Raw genomic sequence first — 15,731 nt, forward strand, 5'->3', positions numbered from 1 at the left:
GGCGCGGCAATGGCACACCCCGCCAAAGACCCGCGCCGCCGCTTTGCCGGATCTCCACTGCCCAACCCGGGGGCACACCCGTCAGACTCGAAAGGGCAGCGGACGACCAGTCACCCCAGCGGAGGCGGCCCATGACCGGATCGCGGATCCTCGCCCTCGGCCACTACCAGCCAGGCAAGGTGCTGACGAACGACGACCTGGCGAAGTTCGTCGACACGAACGACGAGTGGATCCGCAGCCGGGTCGGCATCCGCGCCCGGCACGTCGCGGCCGGCGACGAGACCGTGGACATGATGGCCGCGCACGCCGCCGCCAAGGCGCTCGCCGGCGCCGGCACCAAGACCGAGGACGTCGACCTCGTCATGGTCGCCACCTGCACCGCCGAGCACCGGGTGCCGAGCATGGCCGCGCGGGTCGCCGAACGGCTCGGCATCCCCGCGCCCGCCGCCATCGACGTCAACGTCTCCTGCTCCGGCTTCACCCACGCCCTCGCCCAGGCCGACCACACCCTCCGCGCCGGCGCCGCGAGCCGCGCGCTGGTCATCGCCGCGGAGAAGCTGACGGGCGTCACCGACTGGAACGACCGCTCCACCGCCGTCCTCACCGGCGACGGTGCCGGTGCCGCCGTGGTCGCCCCCGCGGCGGGACCCGGCGACGCGGGCGCCATCGGCCCCGTCGTGTGGGGCTCCGCGCCCGAGATGGGGTCGGCGGTACGTATCGAGGGCTCGCCGCCCGTCTTCGCCCAGGAGGGCCAGGCCGTCTACCGCTGGGCCGTCAAGGAGCTGCCGCCGATCGTCCGCCGGGTCTGCGAGCGCGGCGGCGTGGCACCCACCGACCTCGCCGCGATCGTGCTGCACCAGGCGAACCTGCGGATCATCGAGCCGCTCGCGCGCAGCCTCGGCGCCCCGCAGGCGGTCGTCGCCACCGACGTCACCGAGTCGGGCAACACCTCGGGGGCGAGCGTGCCGCTGGCCTTCTCCAAGCTGGTGGCGCGCGGCGAGGTGGAGTCCGGCGCGCCCGTGCTGCTCTTCGCCTTCGGCGGCAACCTGTCGTACGCGGGCCAGGTCGTGCGCTGCCCGTAGCCCCCCGCCCCGGTCAGCCGCCGAGCGCCGACAGCCGGGCGAACTGCTCGTCCGACAGCGCCAGATCCCGCGCCGCCACGTTCTCCGCCAGGTGGTCGGGCGACGTGGTGCCCGGGATCGGCAGCACGTTCGGCGCCCGCCGCAGCAGCCAGGCCAGCGCCGTCTGCGCCGGCGTGGCGCCCAGCTCGGCCGCCACCTCCGCGACCGCGCCGCCGGGCGCGGCCAGCGTGCCGACGGCCATCGGGAAGTAGGGCACGAAGGCGATGCCTTCGGCGGCGGTGTAGTCGACGACGGCCTCGTGCTGGCGCATCGCGAGGTTGTAGAGGTTCTGCACGGAGGCGATCGTCGCGATCTCGCGCGCCGCGCGCAGTTGGGCGACGTCGACCTCGGACAGCCCGATGTGCCGCACCTTGCCCTCGTCCTGGAGCTCCTTCAGCGTCCCGACCTGGTCGGCGAGCGGCACGTCCGCGTCGACGCGGTGCAGTTGGAACAGGTCGATGCGGTCGGTACGCAGCCGGCGCAGGCTCAGCTCCGCCTGCTGCCGCAGATACGCCGGCCGCCCCAGCGGTACCCACTGCCCCGGGCCAGGCCGGGCGAGCCCGGCCTTCGTGGCGACCACGACCCCCTCCGGGTACGGGTGCAGCGCCTCGGCGACGACCTCCTCGACGGCGCCGAGGCCGTAGGAGTCGGCGGTGTCGACGAGCCCCACGCCCAGCTCGACCGCGCGGCGCAGCACGGCGACGGCGCCGGCCCGGTCCCGCGGCGGCTCCCAGATGACCGCCTCCGACGGGGGGATGCCGGGGTGGTCGGTGAGCCGCATCGTGCCGTAGCCGATGCGGCCGACCGGCATGTCGCCGCCGATGTCGAACGTGGGGCCCGCGGCGCCCGGTGCCGGTGCGGTCGGTGAGTGCGTCATGCGGCGACGCTACAACCCGAGGCGGCGCCCCGGCCCTCACCGGCGCGGGGGAGCGCCGGGGTGTCAGCCGGCGGCCCTCGGGAAGAGCGTGGTGAACGGCTCCAGCATGCCCGCCGAGTCGCGGACGTAGGGCTGGTCGAACTCCCAGACCAGGAAGAGCAGGAACGCCAGCAGCCCGCTGTGCAGCCCCGCGAGGATCAACTCGCGCGCGGAGCGCTGGATCTGCAGCGCGAAGACCATGCCCATGGCCACCAGACCGCCGGCGATCAGCCCGAACCACACCAGCGACGGCATCGTAGGACCCGAGTTCAACGCCCGCTCGTTGCGGGCCTCCTCGGCCGCGGCGATCTGGTCGCCCACCGCGTAGGCGGCGCGGTTCTCGGCGTCGGTCTCCGGCGCGTACGCGAAGAGCCCGCGGCGCACCTCGTCCAGCAGCTCGTCACCGCGCTCGCTCAGTCCTTCGCCGTCCTGCATCGCCGGCCACTCCTCGTGCACCGCGTAGCCGACGTACGCAGCGATGTCCGCCCGGATCTCCTCGCGCACCGGGGCCGGGTACTCGGCGAGCCGCTCGCTCGTCTCGTGCAGCGCGAACGCCTCCCGCTGCACGGAGTCCTCCGCGCTGCCCTTCGCCTCCCAGACGCCGGCGATCGCCAGGCCCAGCACGATCGCGTACACCACCCCGATCATCATCGTCATGTACTCGATGACGTCGGGGGTCTCGGTGGGGTCGAACTCCTCGTCGGGGCGGCGGTGCCGGAGGACGGTGATGAGCACGACGACCGCGATGGCCGCGGCCATCGCGAGGGTGAGCATGAGCCATTCGGACACGGGCTGCCTCCGGCGGTCGGGCTGCGGGCGGTCAGGAGCGGTTGCGGGCCGCCGCGCCGGAGCCGCTGAGCGCGGCGGCGGCGAGGATCGCGGGGGCGACGAAGAGCAGCGTTCTGGTCACGGGCGAGGTGCCCTCGTCGACTTCCCGGGGCGGCGGCTCGTGGTAGAGGGGCCGCAGCGAGGGCGAAGGGGTGGGGGAGGGATCGGGGCTCGGCGTGCGGCTGGGCGAGGGCGAGGGCGTGGGGGTGGGCGTCGGCGTCGCCGGTACGGGCGCGGTGGGCGGCGGCGCGGCGGGCTCGGGTGCGGCCGGCTCCCTCGGTGCGGGCGCGAGTGGCTCGGGCGACGGCGTGGGGGGCGGCGTGGGCGGCGTGGGCGTCGGGGTGGGCCTCGGCGTGGGGGTCGGGGTCGGCGCCGGCTCGGGCGGCGTGGGGGTGGGCGTCGGCGAGGGCTTCTTGCCGCACCCCTGCCGCACCGCCTCCCCGACTCCCTGCTCCCGCGCGATCCGCCCCAGTTCCTCCAGCGGCAGGTCCACGCCGACGCGCACGCACCCGTCGGCGGGCAGCGCCCACCCCCGTACGGCGGCGGTCCGCGGGGCGTCGGCGGCGGCGGGGCCGGCGGCAAGGGCAGCGCCGGCTACCGCGGCCGGGCAGGCGGCGGCGAGCGCCGCCAGCAGCACGGCGGCGCGTACGGCGGGCCGCGCCGCGCGCGGTGTGTTCTCCCGGGTCACGGCCCGAAGTTGCTCCGCGCCGCGCCCGACTACGCCCCCGGCGCCCGCAATCCACCCGCAGGCGCGGTCCGTCGCGCCCGTACCTCGCACGAACGCTCGTCACTCGCGCCCCGGTTCGCCCCGCGCGGGCCCGGCCCGCGGCCCGTACGCCCTCCGGGTGGTTTCACGAGTTCTTCACAAACGGGCAATGGCGTTCTGCGGACGGCCGCCCGGATGATCGACACCATGCCGAAAACGCAGCCGTCCGACGAGACCTCGTACGACCGCCGCCGCCTGCGCCAGTGGCTCGACGGCGACGCCCGCACCCCGGGCGTCGCCCGCCGCGACATGCTGCGGCTCTTCGCCGCCGCCGGCGGAGCCGGTGCGCTGGGCGCCCTCGGCGCCGCGCCCGCGGGGGCGGCGCCGGCCGTGCCCCGGGCCGCCGGCATCGTCAAGCCGCTGCCGCCCGAGCTGTTCACGATCCGCGGCACCAACGCCGAGACCAACTGGCCCGCCCTGAAGGACACCGGCTACCTCACGCCCGCCGATCGCTTCTTCGTCCGCAACCACACCGCCACCCCCGTGCTCGACGCCGACGGCTGGAGCCTGCGCGTCTGGGGCGACGGACTCCGCGGCGGCGGGGCCGAGTTCGGGCTCGACGACCTCAAGGCGCTGCCGTCCGCGGTCAGGTCCGCGTTCGTGGAGTGCGCGGGCAACGGCCGCAGCTTCTTCGCCAGCCAGCAGGGCGGCACCGTCTCCGGCACCTCGTGGACCCTCGGCGCCGTCGGCGTCGCGCGCTGGCGCGGCGCCCGGCTCGGCGACGTGCTGCGGCTGGCCGGGATCACCCGGCGCGCGGTCGACGTGATGCCGAGCGGGCTGGACGGCGAGTACGTGGCGGACGGGATCAACCTCGGCCACGTGCGCCGCCCGCTGCCGGTGGCCAAGGCGCTGGACGACGTGATCCTCGCGTACGAGATGAACGGCGAGCCGCTGCCCGCCGACCACGGGCACCCGGTGCGCGTGCTCGTACCGTCGTGGGTCGGCATCTCCTCCATCAAGTGGGTCGGCGACCTGCAGGTCTCCGCCGAGCCGCTGTACTCCCCGTGGAACACCGACTTCTACCGCCTCTTCGGCCCCTCCTACCCGCCCGAGGGCAGCGAGCCGCTCAGCCGGCAGACCCTCAAGAGCGCCTTCGAACTGCCCTGGAACGCCACCCTGGCCGCCGGCGAGACCCACCGCCTGACCGGCCGCTCCTGGTCCGGCGCGGGCGGTGTGCGGGCCGTGGAGGTCAGCACCGACGGCGGCGCCACCTGGCGCCCCGCCGAGCTCGCCGACGCCCCCCGCGCCGACGGCTGGGTGCGCTGGTCGGCCGACTGGCGCCCGGAACGGCCGGGACCCGCCGACGTCCGTGCCCGGGCCACCGACGTGACCGGCAGGACCCAGCCCGCGCAGACCGTCCACAACGACCAGGGCTACCTCTTCGACGCGGTCGTCCGGCACCCGGTCACCGTCGCCTGAGGACCCTCCGGGCCCGGCCGCGCGCGGCCGGGCCCGGAGGCGGGCGCCGGCGGGATCCCGCCGTGGCTCAGGGAGCGTCCGGGGCGTCGAAACGGACCGAGCGAAGCTCCAGGGCGTCCCTCGCCGGCCTGCCGTGCGCCTTCAACCGCCACTCGGCGCCGGTGCAGTTCGCACCGCGATAGACCGTCGCGGCGGTGTCGGTGTCGTTGTGCGGGCCGTAGCCGGGCGGCACGTCGTCGTCGCCGACGCCGTACAGGTTGATGCACTTGCCGCTGACCGGGTCGTGCAGGTCGACCTGACGCTCCTGGCCGAAGCCGTCGACGTACTTGTAGTGGAATTCGCCCTGGGCCGCCTGGGCGGGGCCGGCCATCGGCAGCACGAGGGCGAGAGCGGCGAGGCAGGTGCCGAGGGCGGTGCGCAGCTTCATGAAGAGCCTTTCCGAAAGCGATCGAGGGTGGTTGGTGCGCGCCCGACCCTAGAAGGACGACCGGGGACGAACCGGTCGTCCGGACCATCCGCCCCCGCGCGTCACCCCAGCACCACTCGTCCGAATGAAAATGATCACTATGGGACAAGCGGCCGGGGCCCGGGGCGCCGTACGGATGACGCGCCCCCGGCCCCTGGCCGGCTCCATACAGTTCGGCCGACGACGTCGACCGGCTGGTCGCGGGCCTCGGCGAATTCCTGCGTACGACGGCCTAGTTCCCCCGCCCGGGATGCGGTCCTACAGTGGCGCACACCACAGCGCCACGGACCCGTCCGTTCCGGGGAGGGCACATGAGCCGCATCTCGGTCACAGTCGACGGCACGACCTACGAGGACGACGTGGAGCCGCGCCTGCTCCTCGTGCACTACCTGCGCGACCGCCTGGGCCTGACCGGCACACCCGTCGGCTGCGACACCGGCAACTGCGGTGCCTGCACGGTCGACGTGGCGGGCGCCAGCGTCAAATCCTGTTCCATGCTGGCCGTTCAGGCGGACGGGGCGGAGGTGACGACGATCCAGGGGCTGGCCGAGGACGGCCGGTGGCACCCGCTCCAGCGCGCCTTCCACGAGGAGCACGGGCTGCAGTGCGGCTACTGCACGCCCGGGATGATCCTCGCCGCCCGCGACCTGCTGCGCGCCAACCCGCACCCGACCGCCGAGGAGGTCAGACACGGCCTGGAGGGCAACCTCTGCCGCTGCACCGGCTACCAGAACATCGTGCGCGCGGTCCTCGCCGCGGCCGAAGCCGGGGCAGGGTCGGGGGCAGGGACGGACGCCGGAGCCGGCGACGGCGGGGAGGGCGCGATATGACCACCGCAGAGCAGGCGGCACCCGCCATCGGCCGCTCCCACCCGCGCAAGGAGGACGCCCGCCTGGTCACCGGCCGGACGAGCTGGACCGACAACATCACCCTGCCGGGCATGCTCCACATGGCGGTGCTGCGCAGCCCGATGGCGCACGCCCGCATCGATCGCCTCGACCTCACCGCGGTGCGCGAACGCCCCGGCGTCGTCGCCGCCTTCTGCGCCGCCGACCTCGACGGCGAGCTGGGCTCCCTGCCCTGCGCCTGGCTGGTCACCGAGGACATCGTGCACCCCGACCACCCGCCGCTGGCCGTCGGCGAGGTACGCCACGCCGGCGACCCCGTCGCCGTCGTCGTCGCCCGCGACCGCTTCGCCGCCGCGGACGCGCTGGAGGCCGTCGAGGTCGACTACACGCCGCTGCCGCCCGTGCTCGACATGGAGGCCGCGCTCGCCGACGGCGCCCCGCTCGTGCACGCGGACAAAGGCACCAACCGCTGCTTCGACTGGCCCCTGGAGAGCGGGGACTACGCCGCGGCCAGGGCCCGCGCCGACGTCGTCGTCACCCGCCGCTACGTGCAGCAGCGCCTCATCCCCAACGCCATGGAGCCCCGCGCCGTCGTCGCCGCCCCCGCGGCCACCGGCGCCGACGAGTACACCCTGTACTCCGCCACCCAGATCCCGCACATCCTGCGCCTCATGCTCGCCGTCGTCACCGGCATCCCCGAGCAGAAGATCCGCGTCATCGCCCCGGACGTCGGCGGCGGGTTCGGCTCCAAGCTCCAGGTGTACGCGGAGGAGGCACTGGCGCTCGTCGTCGCCAAGCGGCTCGGCCGCCCGGTGAAGTGGACCGAGTCCCGCTCCGAGGGCTACCTCGCCACCCACCACGGCCGCGACCAGATCCAGGACGTCGAGGTCGCCGCGACCAGCGACGGCCGGCTGCTGGGCATGAAGGTCGACCTGCTGGCCGACATGGGCGCGTACCTCATGCTCGTCACCCCGGGCATCCCCATCCTCGGCGCCTTCATGTACCCGGGGATCTACAAGATGGACGCCTACGCCTTCCACTGCACCGGCGTCTTCACCACCAAGACCCCCACCGACGCCTACCGCGGCGCCGGCCGCCCCGAGGCCACGTACGCCGTCGAACGCGTCATGGACGAACTCGCCGCCGAACTCGGCCTCGACCCCGTCGAGCTGCGCCGGCGCAACTGGATCGGCCACGGCGAGTTCCCGTACACCTCGGTCGCGGGCCTCACCTACGACAGCGGCAACTACGAGGCCGCCACCGACAAGGCACTCGCCCACTTCGGCTACGCCGCGCTCCGCGCCGAGCAGCGCGAGCGGCACGCACGCGGCGACACCGTGCGGCTCGGCATCGGCGTCTCCACGTACACCGAGATGTGCGGCCTGGCGCCCAGCCGCGTACTGCGCGACCTGCGGTACGCGGCCGGCGGCTGGGAGGCGGCGAGCATCCGCATGCTGCCCACCGGCAAGGTCGAGGTGATCACCGGCACCAGCCCGCACGGCCAGGGGCACGCCACCACCTGGAGCCAGATCGCCGCCGACGTGCTCGGCGTGCCCGTCGAGGACGTCGACGTGCTCCACGGCGACACGCGCGTCGCGCCGCAGGGCATGGACACGTACGGCTCGCGCTCGCTCGTCGTCGGCGGCGTCGCCGTGCACGAGGCGGCGGTGAAGGTCGTCGGCAAGGCGCGCCGGGTCGCGGCCCATCTGATGGAGGCGAGCGAGGAGGACCTGGAGTTCACGGCGGGCACGTTCGCCGTCCGCGGCTCGCCGGAGGCGACGAAGACGATCCAGGAGGTCGCCTTCGCGACCTTCACCGGCCACGACCTGCCCGACGGCATGGAGCCGACGATCAACGCGGGACACGTCGTGGAGCCGGACAACTTCTCGTATCCGCACGGCACCCACCTCTGCGCGGTCGAGGTGGACACGGAGACCGGGGCGGTCCGCATCCGCTCGTACGTCGCCGTGGACGACGTCGGCAAGGTCGTCAACCCGCTGATCGTGGAGGGCCAGGTCCACGGCGGTCTGGCACAGGGCATCGCGCAGGCGCTCTACGAGGAGGCCGTCTACGACGACGACGGCAACCTCGTCTCCGGCACCCTCGCCGACTACCACGTGCCCGCCGCCCCCGACCTGCCCGCCTTCGTCACCGACCGCACCGAGACCCCCGCCACGTCCAACCCGCTGGGCGTCAAGGGCGTCGGCGAGGCCGGCACGATCGCCTCCACCCCCGCGGTGGTCGGCGCGGTCGTCGACGCGCTGCGCCCGCTGGGCGTCACCGACGTGCGGATGCCCTGCTCGCCGGAGCGCGTGTGGCGGGCGATCCAGGACGCGCAGAAGGGAGGCCCGGAATGATCCCCGCGGCATTCGACTACGTACGCCCCGAGTCCGTCGACGCGGCCGTGAGCGCGCTCGCCGACGCCGAGGCCGCCGGGCTTGAGGCGAAGGTGCTCGCCGGCGGGCAGAGCCTGCTGCCGCTGCTGCGGATGCGGCTCGCCTTCCCCGACCTGGTCGTGGACGCGGGCCGGATCCCGGGGCTGCGCGGCGTACGCGACGACGGCGACGCGCTGGTGATCGGCGCGCTGACGACCCACCACGAGGTGCTCGGCGACCCGCTGGTGCGCCGGCACGCCGGGCTGCTCGCCGCGGCCACCGCCACCGTCGCCGACCCGGCTGTCCGGCACCGCGGCACCCTCGGCGGCTCGCTGGCCCACGCCGACCCCGCGGCCGACCTGCCTGCGGTGGTGCTCGCGCTGGACGCCGAGCTGACCGCGGTGGGCCCCGGGGGCCGGCGGACGGTCCCGGCGCGGGAGTTCTTCACCGACTACCTGACCACGGTGCTGGCGCCGGGCGAACTGCTGGCCGAGATCCGGGTGCCCAAGTACGACGGCTGGGGCTTCCGCTACGAGAAGTTCAGCCGGTCCGCGCAGGCGTGGGCCCTCGTCGGCGTGGCCGCCGCGGTGCGGCACGACGGCGGGCGGATCGCCGAGGCCCGGATCGGGCTGACGAGTATGGGCCCGACGCCCGTGCGGGCGGCGGCCGTCGAGTCGGCGCTCGCCGGGGCGGAGGCGACGGAGGAGTCGGTCGCGGAGGCGGCGTCGGCCGCGGCGGAGGGTACGCGTCCGGCGGCGGACCTGTCGGGTTCCGCCGCGTACCGCGCGCACCTCGCCCACGTGCTCACCCGCAGGGCGGTGCTCGCGGCGGCCGGGCCGGCGTGACGGGCGGCCGGGACGGGACGGCCGGTGCCCGAGGAGGCGAGCGCGATGGCGCGTGAGGAACCGGCGGGGGAGCCGGAGAAGCGCGGGCCGCACGGCGGCGCCCGCGACGCGCGGGCACCGGAGGCCGTGCGGCCCGCGTCGGGGGCCGCACGGCCCGTACCCGCAACGGGCGTGCGGCCCGCGTCCGTCGGGGAGCTGCGGACCCGGCTGGAGGCCACGGGCTACCTCGCGGACGACGGCCTCGCCACCGCCTGCCACCTCGCTCTCACCCTGCACCGCCCGCTGTTCTGCGAGGGCGAGGCGGGCGCGGGCAAGACCGCGCTGGCCGCCGCCCTCGCCGACGTCACGGGCGCGCCGCTGATCCGGCTCCAGTGCTACGAGGGCATCGACGCCTCCCAGGCCCTCTACGACTGGGACTTCCCGCGCCAGTTGCTGCATCTGCGGGCGGCGGAGGCGGCGGGCGTCACGGACGCGGGGCGCCTGGAGGACGAGCTGTACGGCGAGCGGTTCCTCGTCGCCCGCCCGCTGCTGCGCGCGCTGCGGACGAGCCCGAGCGTGCTGCTGATCGACGAGATCGACCGCGCGGACGACGAGTTCGAGGCGTTCCTGCTGGAACTGCTGTCGGAGTACGCGGTGACGATCCCCGAACTGGGCACGCTGCGGGCCGAGACCCCGCCCGTGGTCGTGCTCACCTCCAACCGCACCCGCGAGGTCCACGACGCGCTCAAACGGCGCTGCCTGTACCACTGGTTCGCGCACCCCGGCTATGCCCGCGAGCTGGCGATCGTCCGCAGCCGCCGCCCGCGGGTGGCGCGGCGGCTCGCGGCGCAGGTGACCGCGGCGGTGCAGCAGTTGCGCGGCATGGACCTGGTCAAGCCGCCGGGGGTGGCGGAGACGATCGACTGGGCGGAGGCGCTGGCGGCGCTCGGCGCGACGGAGCTGGACGCCGACCTGGCGGTGGCGACGCTGGGTTCGGTGCTGAAGTACCGCGAGGACACGGAGCGGGCGGTGGCACTGGACCTGCGGGGGCTGCTGGCCGCGGCCCGGGGGAGCTGACCGCGGTGGGGGAGCGGGGAGAAGAAGGGGACGGCCGGGGTACGGGCCGGGGCGGGCCGGACGCGGGTGTGCCGGATTCCGGCCCCGCGGTCCCGGGCCCGACCGCCGCTGCCACGGGCCCGGTCACGACCGGTGCTTGGGCCGACGGCGTCGCCGTGCTCGTCGGGTTCGCGCGGGCACTGCGGGAGGCGGGGGTGCCGGCCGGCGGCGAGCGGGTGCAGGCGTTCCTCTGCGCCGTGGACGCGCTCGGCACCGGGCGGCGCGAGGTGTACTGGGCCGGCCGGCTCACGCTCTGCGGCCGCGCGGAGGACCTGGCGCCCTACGACCGCGCGTTCGCCGCGTACTTCGGCGACCGCGCGGCGCCCCCGCGCCCGCCCCGTACCGCGCCACCGCCCCGCGTCCGCCGCACCGCTCCGGCCGCCGTCGAGGCGCCCGGCGACGACGGCGACCGCTCCGGCCCCGCGGCGCCCGCCGCCGCCCGCGCCGGCTCCGCCGAGGTGCTGCGGCACCGCGACATCGCCGGGCTCACCGCCGCGGAGCGCGCCGAACTGCACCGGCTGCGCACGGCGTTCGCGCTCCGCGGCGAGCACCGCCGCACCGCCCGCCGCCGCCCGGCCCGCCGCGGCGCCGTCGACCCGCGGCGTACCGTACGGGAACTGCTGCGCGGCGGCGGCGAACCGGCCGCCCTGCGCCGCCGCGCCCCGGTGCAGAAGCCGCGCCGCGTCGTGCTGCTGCTCGACGTCAGCGGCTCCATGTCCCCGTACGCCGACGCCCTGCTGCGCTTCGCCCACGCCGCCCGCCACGGCCGCCCCGCCCCCGCCACCGAGGTCTTCACCCTCGGCACCCGGCTGACCCGCGTCACCCGGCAGCTGTCCCACCGCGACCCGGACGCCGCGCTGGCCGCGGTCGGCACCGCCGTGCCGGACTGGAGCGGCGGCACCCGGCTCGGCGAGACGCTGCGGGCGTTCCTCGACCGCTGGGGGCAGCGCGGCCTGGCCCGCGGCGCGGTCGTCGTCGTGCTCTCCGACGGCTGGGAGCGCGGCGACCCCACCCTGCTCGGCGCCCAGGCCCGCCGGCTGCACCGGCTGGCGCACCGGGTGGTGTGGGCCAACCCGCGCAAGGCGCGGCCCGGTTACGCGCCGCTCGCCGGCGGCATGGCCGCCGTGCTGCCGCACGTCGACGCCTTCGTGGCCGGGCACAGCCTGGCCGCGCTCGAACGGCTGGCGGCGGTGGTGCGGGGAGCGGCCGACGCATGACGACGAACCCGGCAACGAAGGGACACGCCATGGAGCTGCGGCACGAGTTCACCGTTCCCGTACCGGCCGACGAGGCGTGGCGGGCGCTGCTCGACATCGAGCGCATCGCACCCTGCATGCCGGGGGCGGCGGTCGAGAGCTTCGACGGCGAGACCGTGCGCGGCACGGTCAAGGTGAAGGTCGGCCCGATCACGCTCACGTACCGGGGCACGGCCTCCTTCGAGGAGAAGGACGAGGCGGGCCGGCGCATGGTGCTGTCCGCGAACGGCAAGGAGGCGCGCGGCACGGGCACGGCGCGCGCCACGGTCACGGGGGAGCTGACCGAGACCGGCGGCGGCACGCGGGTGTCGGTGCTGACGGACCTGGCGGTCACGGGCAGGCCCGCGCAGTTCGGCCGGGGGGTGCTGGCGGAGGTGGGCGACCGGCTGGTGGGGCGGTTCGCGGAGTGCCTGGCGGGGAAGCTGGCGGACGGCGGCGCGGAGGCGGCCACGCACCCGGACGGTGACGACGCCGCTGCCGACGCCGTACGCGGAGGAGGATCCGGAGCCGGAGGCGAACCCGCGTCCGGGCCCGAGCCCGCCGAGGCCGCCGCGCCAGCCGCCGTGCCCGCCGTCGAGACCGCCGCCCCCGGGACCGAGCCGCTGGACCTGGTCCGTACCGCCGGTGTCCCCGTCGCCAAGCGGGCCGCCGCCGGCGCCGCGGTCGCGGCGGCGCTCGCCGCCGTCGCCCTTGCCGTACGCCGCGCACGCCGCCGCCGCTGAGCCCCGCCCGACCCCGCCCCGCTCGGCGGTTGCCGGCTTCGCGTGGTACTTCTGTTCTCCGGGGGAGGAGCGCGCCACACCACGCGGCGCGCGCGTACCGGCCGACGAGCAGGGAGCAAGGGGGACGATGGCGGGGAACCCGGCGAGCGCGGGCCGCCTGCTGCGCCTCATCCGCAGCGGCGAGGCGCCCACCCGCGCCGAGCTGCAGCAGGCCACCGGGCTGTCCCGGTCCACCGTCGGGCTCCGGCTCGACCAGCTCTTCCGCGCCGGCTGGATCCGCGAGGTGGCCGGCACCTCCACCGGCGGCCGCCCCTCCGCCCGGCTGGAGTTCGACGACCGGCACGCCGTCGTCCTCGCCGCCGACCTGGAGACCCGGCACGGCCGCGCCGCCGTACTCGACCTCGCGGGCAACTTACTCGCCGAGAAGACAGGCCCGCTGGTCATCGGCGACGGTCCCGAGCCGGTGCTGGCGGAGGTGTGCCGCTGGTTCGGCCCGCTGCTGGCCGAGGCGGGCGAGAGCGCGGCGCGGGTCTGCGGCATCGGCCTCTCCGTGCCCGGGCCCGTGGACGTCGCCGCCGGCCGGGTGGTGGAGCCGCCGATCATGCCGGGCTGGGACGGCTACCCCCTCACCGGGCACCTGCGGCGTACGTTCGCCGCCCGGCTGGGCGGCGCCCCGGACGTCCCCGTGTTCGTCGACAACGACGCCAACCTCATGGCGTACGGAGAACAGCGCGCCGGCTTCCCCGACTGTGCCGCCTTCCTGCTCGTCAAGGCGTCCACCGGCATAGGCGCGGGCGTCGTCGTGGACGGCGGCGTCTACCGCGGCATCGACGGCGGCGCCGGCGACATCGGGCACATACGGCTGCACGACAGCCGGGAGGCGCTGTGCAGTTGCGGCTCGTACGGCTGCCTCGCCGCCGTCGCCAGCGGGCACGCGCTCGCCGCGCGGCTCGACGGCCTCGGCGTGCCCGCGACGTCCGGCTCCGACGTGCGCGACCTGCTGTCCGCCGGGCACCCCGAGGCGGTGCGGCTGGCCCGGGAGGCGGGGCAGCGGGTGGGCGAGGTGCTGGTCACGGTGGTCACGCTGCTCAACCCCGGGGTGCTGATGATCGCCGGCGAGCTCTCCTCCGTGCCGTTCCTCACCGGCGTACGCGAGCTGCTGTACCGGCGCGCGATGCCGCGCACCACGGCACACCTCGACGTCGTCACCGCCCGGCTCGGCGACCGCTCCGCCCTCGTCGGCGCCGCCGCCATGGTCGTCGACGGCCTCTACGCCCCGGACCGCGCCGACGCCCGCCTCGCCGCCGCGGATGCCGCCGTCCCCGAAGCCGCCGTCCCCGAAGCCGCCGCGCCCGGGTCCGAAGCGGGCGACACGGCGGCGGGCCACCCCGGTTGATCGTTCCGGGCGGCCGCGGCCGTACGCTGGCTGCCGCGCAATCGGAGGAGGGCCACGTGTCGTCAATCATCGTCTTCGACCTGGAGTTCACCACGTGGCCGGGGGCACCGGAGCGGGACTGGTCGGCGCCGGGCGAGCTGCGGGAGATCGTGCAGATCGGAGCCCTCAGGCTGGACGCTGACTTCGCCGTGACGGACGAGTTCGAGGCCCTGGTCCGGCCCGTCGTCAACCCGCGGCTGTCCCCGTACTTCAGCGAGCTGACCGGCATCGACCAGGAGACCGTCGACCGCGAGGGCCGCGACCCCGCGGCGGCGCTCGGCGACTTCCTCGGCTTCTGCGCGGGCCGCTCGGTGCTCTCGTACGGCAACGACATGATCGTGCTCGGCGAGAACGTCGGCTGGGCCAGGGCCCGCGGCGAGCAGGTCGCGCACGGCTTCCTCGCCAACGGCTTCCTCAACGTGCGCCCCTGGCTCAACACCCTCGCCCCGCAGACCGCTTCGGCCAACTCCGGCCGGCTCTGGCAGGCCCTTGGCCTGTCCAGGCCCGCCGCGGGCGCCGAGCACTCGGCGCTCTTCGACTGCCACTCCATCGCCGCCGCCCTCCGCCACCTCCGCGCCGGGGGCGCCACGCTCCCCGCGGGCTGGCTCTAGGCCCCCGCGGCCTCTTCCGGCCGCGCGCCGGGCTCGTACGCTCCAGGCATGACACCACTCAGAGCGAAGGACATCACCGGGATCTGGGGAACGCTGCTGCTGCCCCTCGACGCCGATGACGCGATCGACCGGGGCCGGCTCTCCTCGCAATTGGACGCACTCCTGGACGCGGGGCTGCACGGGATCTACGCGCACGGCACGGCCGGAGAGTTCCACACCCTGACCGAGGACGAGTTCGACGGCATCAACGAACTGCTCGCCGAGCGGTGCACCGCGGCGGGCATGCCGTTCCAGATCGGCGCCTCCCACCCGGTGGCGCAGACCGCCCTCGCCCGGGTGCGCCGCGCCCGCGAACTGGCCCCCGGCGCCCTGCAGGTGATCCTCCCGGACTGGCTGCCGCTCGCCGACGACGAGGCCGTCGCCTTCCTCGCCCGGATCGCCGAGGCCGCGGACCCGGTGCCGCTGGTGCTCTACAACCCGCCGCACGCCAAGACCCCGGTGTCACCCATCCTGCTCGGCCGGCTGCTGGACGAGGTGCCCGCGCTCGTCGGACTGAAGACCGCGGGCGGCGACGACGACTGGTACGCCGCCGTACGCCCGTACGCCGAGCGCTGCTCCGTCTTCGTCCCCGGCCATCTGCTCGCCACCGGCATCGCCCGCGGCGCGCACGGCAGTTACTCCAACGTCGCCGCCCTCGCCCCGGCGGGCTCTGTCCGCTGGTACGAGACGATGCACACCGACCCGGCCGCCGCCCGGGACGTCCAGCGCCGGCTGGCCGAGCTGTTCCGCCGGCACATCGCGCCGCTCCAGGTCCGCGGCCTGTCGAATCCGGCGCTCGACAAGTTCCTCGCCGCCGTGGGCGGTTGGGCCGACACGGGGGTACGCACCCGCTGGCCGGCCACCTCCGCGCCCGAGGAGGCCGTGCTCCCCGCCCGTCGCGACGCCCGGGAGCTGGTCCCGGAACTTCTTTCTCTCGGATGACAAAGTTATGGACAGGCCTGGACGAAGTCTTTAGGCTCAGCGCCGCA

General features: G+C 75.6%; 15 protein-coding genes. 11 read left to right on the forward strand and 4 right to left on the reverse strand.

Features of this window, described 5'->3' with window-relative positions; all coding sequences use genetic code 11:
* The first annotated feature begins 131 nt into the window (after positions 1 to 131).
* A complete protein-coding gene (locus OG946_RS33705; RefSeq protein ID WP_326799727.1) occupies positions 132 to 1,082 on the forward strand; it encodes a beta-ketoacyl-ACP synthase III in 951 nt (316 codons plus the stop codon).
* Positions 1,083 to 1,095: 13 nt separating this feature from the next.
* Here OG946_RS33705 and OG946_RS33710 read toward each other — a convergent pair whose 3' ends face one another.
* The 3 genes from OG946_RS33710 to OG946_RS33720 form a co-directional block, all read right to left on the reverse strand.
* Positions 1,096 to 1,998, reverse strand: a complete 903-nt coding sequence (locus OG946_RS33710; protein ID WP_326799728.1) for an aldo/keto reductase — start codon at positions 1,996 to 1,998, stop codon at positions 1,096 to 1,098.
* A gap of 63 nt (positions 1,999 to 2,061) precedes the next feature.
* Positions 2,062 to 2,826 carry a bestrophin-like domain gene (locus OG946_RS33715; protein WP_326799729.1) on the reverse strand — a complete coding sequence of 255 codons (765 nt, stop codon included), beginning with the start codon at positions 2,824 to 2,826 and terminating at the stop codon, positions 2,062 to 2,064.
* A gap of 31 nt (positions 2,827 to 2,857) precedes the next feature.
* Positions 2,858 to 3,553 carry a hypothetical protein gene (locus tag OG946_RS33720; RefSeq protein WP_326799730.1) on the reverse strand — a complete coding sequence of 232 codons (696 nt, stop codon included), beginning with the start codon at positions 3,551 to 3,553 and terminating at the stop codon, positions 2,858 to 2,860.
* A 213-nt stretch (positions 3,554 to 3,766) separates the two neighbouring features.
* On the opposite strand from OG946_RS33720, the gene OG946_RS33725 reads away from it, so the two are divergent.
* A complete protein-coding gene (locus tag OG946_RS33725; protein ID WP_326799731.1) occupies positions 3,767 to 5,050 on the forward strand; it encodes a sulfite oxidase in 1,284 nt (427 codons plus the stop codon).
* Positions 5,051 to 5,117: 67 nt separating this feature from the next.
* Here the strand turns inward: OG946_RS33725 and OG946_RS33730 are convergent, their stop codons facing one another.
* The gene (locus OG946_RS33730) at positions 5,118 to 5,477 is read right to left on the reverse strand and encodes a hypothetical protein (RefSeq protein ID WP_326799732.1); all 360 of its coding nucleotides are present in this window, start codon (positions 5,475 to 5,477) and stop codon (positions 5,118 to 5,120) included.
* Between the two features lie 350 nt (positions 5,478 to 5,827).
* Here OG946_RS33730 and OG946_RS33735 point away from each other — a divergent pair, with 350 nt between their 5' ends.
* The 9 genes from OG946_RS33735 to OG946_RS33775 all read left to right on the forward strand — a co-directional run bounded on the left by OG946_RS33735 (position 5,828) and on the right by OG946_RS33775 (position 15,684).
* Positions 5,828 to 6,346 (forward strand): (2Fe-2S)-binding protein, encoded by a 519-nt coding sequence (locus OG946_RS33735; RefSeq protein ID WP_326799733.1) that lies wholly within the window; start codon positions 5,828 to 5,830, stop codon positions 6,344 to 6,346.
* Positions 6,343 to 8,721: a xanthine dehydrogenase family protein molybdopterin-binding subunit gene (locus OG946_RS33740; RefSeq protein ID WP_326799734.1), complete on the forward strand. Its 2,379-nt coding sequence runs from the start codon at positions 6,343 to 6,345 to the stop codon at positions 8,719 to 8,721. The genes OG946_RS33735 and OG946_RS33740 overlap by 4 nt, the downstream gene beginning before the upstream one ends.
* Positions 8,718 to 9,584 (forward strand): FAD binding domain-containing protein, encoded by an 867-nt coding sequence (locus OG946_RS33745; RefSeq protein ID WP_326799735.1) that lies wholly within the window; start codon positions 8,718 to 8,720, stop codon positions 9,582 to 9,584. Before OG946_RS33740 ends, OG946_RS33745 begins: the two co-directional genes overlap by 4 nt.
* 45 nt (positions 9,585 to 9,629) lie before the next feature.
* Positions 9,630 to 10,640: an AAA family ATPase gene (locus OG946_RS33750; RefSeq protein WP_326799736.1), complete on the forward strand. Its 1,011-nt coding sequence runs from the start codon at positions 9,630 to 9,632 to the stop codon at positions 10,638 to 10,640.
* A 5-nt stretch (positions 10,641 to 10,645) separates the two neighbouring features.
* A complete protein-coding gene (locus tag OG946_RS33755) occupies positions 10,646 to 11,896 on the forward strand; it encodes a vWA domain-containing protein (protein ID WP_326799737.1) in 1,251 nt (416 codons plus the stop codon).
* A gap of 29 nt (positions 11,897 to 11,925) precedes the next feature.
* Positions 11,926 to 12,657, forward strand: coding sequence for an SRPBCC family protein (locus tag OG946_RS33760; RefSeq protein ID WP_326800445.1), 732 nt, complete (start codon positions 11,926 to 11,928; stop codon positions 12,655 to 12,657).
* A 127-nt stretch (positions 12,658 to 12,784) separates the two neighbouring features.
* A complete protein-coding gene (locus OG946_RS33765; RefSeq protein ID WP_326799738.1) occupies positions 12,785 to 14,053 on the forward strand; it encodes an ROK family transcriptional regulator in 1,269 nt (422 codons plus the stop codon).
* Between the two features lie 56 nt (positions 14,054 to 14,109).
* A complete protein-coding gene (locus tag OG946_RS33770) occupies positions 14,110 to 14,703 on the forward strand; it encodes a 3'-5' exonuclease (RefSeq protein ID WP_326799739.1) in 594 nt (197 codons plus the stop codon).
* Positions 14,704 to 14,751: 48 nt separating this feature from the next.
* On the forward strand, positions 14,752 to 15,684 hold the full coding sequence (locus OG946_RS33775; RefSeq protein ID WP_326799740.1) for a dihydrodipicolinate synthase family protein: 933 nt from the start codon (positions 14,752 to 14,754) through the stop codon (positions 15,682 to 15,684).
* Positions 15,685 to 15,731: the final 47 nt, after the last annotated feature.

Source organism: Streptomyces sp. NBC_01808 (genome assembly GCF_035917395.1).
In the GTDB taxonomy this organism is placed as follows: Bacteria; Actinomycetota; Actinomycetes; order Streptomycetales; family Streptomycetaceae; genus Streptomyces.

Bases quoted from the DNA above. Each gene is read 5' to 3' on its own strand.
- OG946_RS33710 (WP_326799728.1), bottom strand. From the start codon at position 1,998: ATGACGCACTCACCGACCGCACCGGCACCGGGCGCCGCGGGCCCCACG.
- OG946_RS33725 (WP_326799731.1), top strand. From the start codon at position 3,767: ATGATCGACACCATGCCGAAAACGCAGCCGTCCGACGAGACCTCGTAC.
- OG946_RS33750 (WP_326799736.1), top strand. From the start codon at position 9,630: ATGGCGCGTGAGGAACCGGCGGGGGAGCCGGAGAAGCGCGGGCCGCAC.
- OG946_RS33765 (WP_326799738.1), top strand. From the start codon at position 12,785: ATGGCGGGGAACCCGGCGAGCGCGGGCCGCCTGCTGCGCCTCATCCGC.
- OG946_RS33760 (WP_326800445.1), top strand. From the start codon at position 11,926: ATGGAGCTGCGGCACGAGTTCACCGTTCCCGTACCGGCCGACGAGGCG.
- OG946_RS33705 (WP_326799727.1), top strand. From the start codon at position 132: ATGACCGGATCGCGGATCCTCGCCCTCGGCCACTACCAGCCAGGCAAG.
- OG946_RS33735 (WP_326799733.1), top strand. From the start codon at position 5,828: ATGAGCCGCATCTCGGTCACAGTCGACGGCACGACCTACGAGGACGAC.
- OG946_RS33775 (WP_326799740.1), top strand. From the start codon at position 14,752: ATGACACCACTCAGAGCGAAGGACATCACCGGGATCTGGGGAACGCTG.
- OG946_RS33730 (WP_326799732.1), bottom strand. From the start codon at position 5,477: ATGAAGCTGCGCACCGCCCTCGGCACCTGCCTCGCCGCTCTCGCCCTC.
- OG946_RS33745 (WP_326799735.1), top strand. From the start codon at position 8,718: ATGATCCCCGCGGCATTCGACTACGTACGCCCCGAGTCCGTCGACGCG.
- OG946_RS33740 (WP_326799734.1), top strand. From the start codon at position 6,343: ATGACCACCGCAGAGCAGGCGGCACCCGCCATCGGCCGCTCCCACCCG.